7 protein-coding genes are annotated in these 6,404 nt (G+C 64.1%); 6 read left to right on the top strand and 1 reads right to left on the bottom strand.

Annotated features, from left to right (window positions below):
- From CK228_RS30690 to CK228_RS30670, 5 genes are all read left to right on the top strand, one after another.
- Positions 1-551: ABC transporter permease (locus CK228_RS30690; RefSeq protein WP_143750636.1), on the top strand; the 551-nt coding region annotated here is incomplete at its 5' end.
- A 2-nt stretch (positions 552-553) separates the two neighbouring features.
- Positions 554-1,321: an ATP-binding cassette domain-containing protein gene (locus CK228_RS30685; protein WP_095771480.1), complete on the top strand. Its 768-nt coding sequence runs from the start codon at positions 554-556 to the stop codon at positions 1,319-1,321.
- Positions 1,322-1,442: 121 nt separating this feature from the next.
- The gene (iolG, locus tag CK228_RS30680; RefSeq protein ID WP_010912862.1) at positions 1,443-2,438 is read left to right on the top strand and encodes an inositol 2-dehydrogenase; all 996 of its coding nucleotides are present in this window, start codon (positions 1,443-1,445) and stop codon (positions 2,436-2,438) included.
- Positions 2,439-2,475: 37 nt separating this feature from the next.
- Positions 2,476-3,270, top strand: a complete 795-nt coding sequence (locus CK228_RS30675) for an SDR family oxidoreductase (protein ID WP_095790248.1) — start codon at positions 2,476-2,478, stop codon at positions 3,268-3,270.
- 462 nt (positions 3,271-3,732) lie between these two features.
- On the top strand, positions 3,733-4,824 hold the full coding sequence (locus tag CK228_RS30670; RefSeq protein ID WP_010912860.1) for a 3-deoxy-7-phosphoheptulonate synthase: 1,092 nt from the start codon (positions 3,733-3,735) through the stop codon (positions 4,822-4,824).
- A 115-nt stretch (positions 4,825-4,939) separates the two neighbouring features.
- Here the strand turns inward: CK228_RS30670 and CK228_RS30665 are convergent, their stop codons facing one another.
- Complete coding sequence (locus CK228_RS30665) at positions 4,940-5,575, bottom strand: LysE family translocator (RefSeq protein WP_095773124.1); 636 nt, start codon at positions 5,573-5,575, stop codon at positions 4,940-4,942.
- Positions 5,576-5,704: 129 nt separating this feature from the next.
- Between CK228_RS30665 and CK228_RS30660 the strand changes: the two genes are divergently transcribed.
- The gene (locus CK228_RS30660) at positions 5,705-6,400 is read left to right on the top strand and encodes a YafY family protein (protein WP_095790247.1); all 696 of its coding nucleotides are present in this window, start codon (positions 5,705-5,707) and stop codon (positions 6,398-6,400) included.
- Positions 6,401-6,404 lie beyond the last annotated feature (4 nt).

Genomic DNA, 6,404 nt, shown 5'->3' with positions numbered 1-6,404 from the left:
CGCGCGGCATCGCCAAATGGTGGTCGAAGGGCCAGCCGATCTCGTTTCCCACCGACAGTTTCGCGGCGATCGGCAAGGGCCTGATGCCCGTCATCATCTTCCTGTCGCTGGCCGTGCTGTTCCAGCTCATCATGACCTACACACGCTACGGCAAGCATTGTTACGCAATTGGGTCCAATGAGGATGCCGCACGCATGTCCGGCATCAAGATCGCCAACCACAAGATCCTGGTCTATGTCATCGCCGGCATTCTCGCCTCGCTCGCCGCCGTGGTGCTCTGCTCCAAGAACCTCACCGCCCAGGCCGGCATGGGCGTGATGTACGAACTCGACGCCATCGCCATGGCGGTCATAGGCGGCGTCTCGCTGTCGGGCGGCCGCGGCTCGATCATCGGCACGGTGATCGGCTCGCTGATCTTCGGCGTCATCATCTCCGGCTTCACCTTCCTGCGCCTCGACGCCTACTACCAAGAGATGGTCAAGGGCGTGATCATCGTCGGTGCGGTCGTTCTCGACCAGTGGCGCCAACGCCTGCGGGCATTGAGGGCTTGACCATGTCAGACATCGTGTTGAAAACCGAAAACCTGACCAAGCGCTATGGCGGCGTGCATGCGCTGGAAGGCGCCAACTTCGAGCTGCGCAAGGGCGAGCATGTCGCCATCATGGGCGACAATGGCGCAGGCAAATCGACCTTCGTGCGCCAGATCACCGCTGTCGAGCAACGTACCAGCGGCCAGATCTGGTTCGACGGCAAGGAGGTGAATTTCACCGGCCCGATCGCGGCGCGCGAGGCCGGCATCGAGACGGTGTTCCAGAACCTGGCGCTGGCCGACGATCTCGACGTGCCGTCGAACCTTTTCCTCGGTCGCGAAAAGGTGCTGTTCAATCTCGGACCTTTCTCGATCCTCGACCGCAAATACATGCGCAAGGCGACCGAAGCGGCGCTGGTGCGCACCGCGGTGAAGATCCCCAACCTTTCCAACACCATCCGCCACATGTCCGGCGGCCAGCGCCAGTGCGTGGCGATCGCCCGGACCGCGACCTTCGCCTCCAAGCTGATCATCATGGACGAGCCGACCGCCGCACTCGGCGTGCAGGAGACGGCGCAGGTCGAAAACATCATCCGCACGCTGAAGGACAATGGCGAGCCGCTGATCCTGATCAGCCACAATATGCGCCAGGTGTTCGACCTGTGCGACCGCATCGTGGTGTTCCGGCGCGGCCGCATCGTCGCCAATCTGCGCAAGGAAAACACGGACGGCCAGGACATCGTGTCCTACATCACCGGCGCCAAGACCGGGGAGGCGGAACTCGCGGCCTAGGCGGGAGGGGTCACCCGCTTCCGGGACGATCTGCCGCGCCAGGAAAATACCCCAGCCACCTTTCCCTGACGGGAAGGTGCGGACACAACTCTCTCGAACCCATCCCTCAGAGGAAATATCCATGACTGTTCGTTTCGCCCTCCTCGGTGCCGGCCGCATCGGCAAGGTCCACGCCCGCGCTGTCGGCTCCAACCCCGATGCAAAACTGGTGGCGGTGGCCGATGCCTTCGAGAAGGCGGCAAAAGAGCTGGCGAGTGCCTATGGCGCCGAGGTGCGCACCATCGACGCCATCGAGAAATCCAAGGATATCGACGCCGTCGTCATCTGCACGCCGACCGACACCCATGCCGATCTGATCGAGCGTTTCGCCAAGGCCGGCAAGGCAATCTTCTGCGAGAAGCCGATCGACCTGAACGTCAAGCGCGTCGAGAAATGCCTGGCCGTGGTCGAGAAGGCCAAGGCGACGCTGATGGTCGGCTTCAACCGCCGCTTCGATCCCCACTTCGCCGCCGTGCGCAAGGCAATCGACGACGGCGCCATCGGCACGGTTGAGATGGTCACCATCACCTCGCGCGATCCGGGTGCGCCGCCGATCGACTACATCAAGCGCTCGGGCGGCATCTTCCGCGACATGACCATCCATGATTTCGACATGGCGCGCTTCCTGCTCGGCGAGGAGCCGGTGGCGGTCTCCGCGCACGCTTCGGTGCTGGTCGACAAGAAGATTGGCGAGGCCGGGGATTTCGATAGCGTCAGCGTCATCCTGGAGACGGCTTCCGGCAAGCAGGCCGTCATCTCCAATTCGCGCCGCGCCACCTATGGCTACGACCAGCGCATCGAGGTGCATGGTTCAAAAGGCATGATCGCGGCGGAAAACCAGCGGCCGGTGTCGATCGAACTGGCCAATGAGAAGGGCTATACGCGCCCACCGCTGCACGATTTCTTCATGACCCGCTATCTCGACGCCTATGCCATCGAGATCGCCTCGTTCATCGCCGCCGCGACGTCCGGCAAGAAGGCGGCGCCGAGCGGCGCCGACGGCCTGGTGGCGCTGAAGCTAGCGGATGCGGCGCTGAAGTCGGCAACGACAGGCAAGACCGTTCGTCTCGACAAGTAAGAACCGGAAATCGGACCCAAGCCACAGGAGCAAAGCGATGAGCGCATCCGCCGATCGCAATTCACAGACACGCGCCATCGTTACCGGCGGGGCGCAAGGCATCGGCTTCGCCGTCGCCGAAGCGCTGGCCGACGAAGGCTGCCGGGCATTGGCGCTCATCGGCCGGTCGCAGGAGAAGGGGGACAAGGCCGTCGCCCACTTCAGAAAGGCCGGCGTCGACGCGATCTTCATCAGCGCCGACGTTTCGAAGGTGGCGGACTGCAAGCGCGCGGTGGCGACCGCGCTCGCGCATTTCGGCACGCTAAACGCGCTGGTCAACGCCGCCGCCACCTCGGCGCGCGGCTCACTGGTCGAAACCACGGAAGAGCTTTTCGACCAGATCTTCGAAACCAATGTGCGCGGACCCTTCTTCCTGATGCAGGGGCTGGTCGCGCATCTGCTGGAGCGCAAGGCCCCGGGCTCGATCGTCAACGTGCTGTCGATGTCGGCGCATGCCGGCCAGTCCTTCCTGACGCCCTATTCGACCAGCAAGGGCGCGCTGATGACGCTGACCAAGAACGTCGCCAATGCCTATCGCTACAACCGCATCCGCTGCAACGCCGTGCTGCCGGGCTGGATGGATACCGAGGGCGAGGACATCGTACAGAAGAAATGGCACGACGCTCCGGACGACTGGCTGGCGAAGGCCGAGGCCGCGCAGCCGATGGGCCAGTTGGTCAAGCCGGACCAGCTCGCGCGGCTGATCAGCTACATGGTCAGCCCGCAATCGGGCGTCATGACCGGGTCGTTGGTCGACTACGACCAGAGTGTTGCGGGGTCGTCGCCGGAGTAGCAGCGAGCTGAGCAAACGGTCCTCACTTCGTCATCCATGGGCGGAGCAAGGGGCGAAGCGACGCGGCGCAGATCCCTTGGACTGCTCCGCAGCCCCAAGGGACCCATGCCGGGACTCTTGAGCAACGCTGCGGTGCAGAATTCTGTTCAGCTGCGCTCCACGGCCAAGGTCACGGAATGGATCCCAGGGTCTTCGCGACGCCGCTTCGCGGCTGCTCCAGGGATGACGAAATCGGGGACTTCGACCTTCGGGAGTCGTCAAGGGGGACGTGACAAACGCCCCGGCTTCGACTATATGAGCCGCATGATCCACCTGTCCGCCACCTATTGGTACTTTAGCAGCTCGCTGGCGGCGGGAGGATTGCGCTCGATCTGAAGATTGCAGCAACAAGATCCGAACAGCCGCCAGACCTGGCGGCTTTTTTGTTTCAGCCGGCAGGTCTCCTAACAGGAGCAGAAAGCCGTGTTGACCACCACAGACGACCTCCGGGTCAAGGAAATCCGAGAACTGAGCACGCCGGACCAGGTGATGCGGGAGATCCCGCGCACCCTGACGGCGACGCGCACCGTGAGCGCCTCACGCAACGCCATCCATGCTATTCTGAACGGCACCGACGACCGGTTGCTTGTCGTCGTCGGACCTTGTTCGATCCACGATCCGGTCGCGGCCGTTGACTATGCCAGCCGTCTGGCGGCGCTGCGCGAGACCCTGTCCGACCGGCTCGAGATCGTCATGCGGGTGTATTTCGAGAAGCCGCGCACAACGGTCGGCTGGAAGGGCCTGATCAACGATCCCGACCTCGACGGCAGCTTCAACATCGACAAAGGGCTGCGGATGGCGCGCAATGTGCTGTCGGCCGTCAACAATCTCGGCCTGCCGGCGGCGACCGAATTCCTCGACATGACCACGCCGCAATACATTGCCGACCTCGTCGCCTGGGGCGCCATCGGCGCGCGCACGACCGAGAGCCAGATCCACCGCGAGCTGGCCTCGGGCCTGTCCTGCCCGGTCGGCTTTAAGAACGGCACCGACGGCAATCTCAGGATCGCCGGGGAGGCGGTGAAATCGGCCGCCCAGCCACATCATTTCATGGCGGTGACCAAGGGCGGACGCAGCGGCATCGCCACGACCACAGGCAATGAGGACTGCCACGTTATCCTGCGCGGCGGCGTCCAGCCCAACTATGACGCGGCGAGCGTCGAGGCGGCCTCGGTCGAACTCGCCCGCATCGGTGTCGCGCCGCGGCTGATGATCGACGTCAGCCACGCCAACTCGGCCAAGAAGCCGGAGAACCAGCCGAAGGTGGCGGCCGATGTGGCCGGCCAGGTGGCGGCGGGCGACGAGCGCATTATCGGCCTGATGATCGAGAGCAATCTCGTCGCCGGCCGGCAGGACGTGGTGCCCGGCAAGCCGCTGGTCTATGGCCAGAGCATCACCGATGGCTGCATCGACTGGGCGACCACCGAGACCGTGCTGCACGGCCTTGCCGGTGCCGTCGAGTGGCGCCGGTCGGCACGCCGCGCCATGCTGGAAAGCCGGCAGGGCGCCGCCTGATCCGATGACGATGTGGGAGGGGCGGCGCTGGAGCATGATCCCGAAAAGTGGAAACCGGTTTTCTCGGACAAACGGTTTCCGTTTGTCCAGAGATCATGCTCCAACAAAGGGCAGATTACGCCGCCCTCAGCCCTTCCCAGGCGGTGAATACCGAGACCGCAAAGAGCAACAGCCCGGCCGCCCGGCCGGCAAGAATGGTCGCCCGCGGATTGGCGATCAAAAGCTTGCGGCTGCGCCCGGCGGTAATGGCAAGCCCACCATAGATCGCGGCCTGCGTCAGCACCGTCATCAACCCCATCACGGTCGCCTGCACCCAGATCGGGCCGTAGTCCGGCTTGAGGAACTGCGGATAGACGGCAAGCACGAACAGATAGGCCTTCGGGTTGATCAGGCAAGTCACCAGCCCCTGGCGAAACGCCTTCCACGCCGAGCGGCTGCCGACGGGCCCGTCATGACCGACGGTTATGGAGCTGCGCATCAGCGTGATGCCGATGAAGGCCATGTAGGCGGCGCCGGCAATCAGCAGCGGCTTGAACAGGATCGGCACGAAATGCATGAGAAGGCCAACGCCAATCGCCCCGTTCAGCGTGTGCACCATACCGCCGACCATGATGCCGCCGGTCGCGGCCAGGCCCCTGTCGCGGCCGCCGGTCAGTGCATTGGCCAAGACGAACAGCATGTCCATGCCCGGAACGGCGATGATGCCGAACAGCAGGATAAAGAAAAGCCAGAGATTTTCCGCGTAACCCATGTCAGTTGCCTGTCGCCTTGTCCCACCAAGCCGCAGCGGAACCTGTTGATTTTCAATTCGATAGGCAGTCCTATAGGTCGACCCAACTGACAATGGTGTGTCAGTTGCGGCCGGAACGTGGTGAGGAAAATGCGCAAGGCGTCACGCCTGTTCGAGATCATCCAGATCCTGCGGCTGGCGCGGCAGCCGGTGACGGCCGCCATGATCGCCGAGCATTTGGAAGTGACGATCCGATCGATCTATCGCGACATCGCCGCACTTCAGGCGATGCGCGTGCCGATCGAAGGCGGGCGCGGCATCGGCTATATCTTGCGCCCCGGTTTCGACCTGCCGCCGCTGATGTTCTCGATCGAGGAGATGGAGGCGATCGTGCTGTCGCTGGCGCTGCTGGAGCGCACGGGCGACGACGAGCTCAAGCAGGCGGCCAAGCGCGTCAGCAGCAAGATCGCCGGCGCGGTGCCGCCGCCGCTGCGCCAGACATTCGACGCCAATGCGCTGCATGCCTGGGGTTTTTCCGCGCCCTCGGCTGGCACGATCAACCTGGCGCTGGTGCGGCGCGCCATCCGCGACGAGGAGAAGCTCGATCTCTCCTACCGCGACGAACTTGGCCGCGCCTCCGAGCGCCTGATCCGCCCGATCGCGCTAATCTACTACGCCGAAACCGCCAACATCGTCGCCTGGTGCGAGTTGCGTCAGGCGATCCGCAATTTCCGCAGCGACCGCATCGAGGATTGCCAGCCGACCGGGTTGCGGTTCAAGGGCGAAGGCGATCGGTTGCGACAGATCTGGGTGGACGGCTGGGAGACCCCGGCTGTCGGCGGGTAAGGCG

It is taken from the genome of Mesorhizobium sp. WSM4312 (assembly GCF_002294875.1).
Taxonomy (GTDB): domain Bacteria; phylum Pseudomonadota; class Alphaproteobacteria; order Rhizobiales; family Rhizobiaceae; genus Mesorhizobium.
Note: the sequence above shows the minus strand (reverse complement) of the source record. Positions and strands in the feature narration are given on the sequence as shown.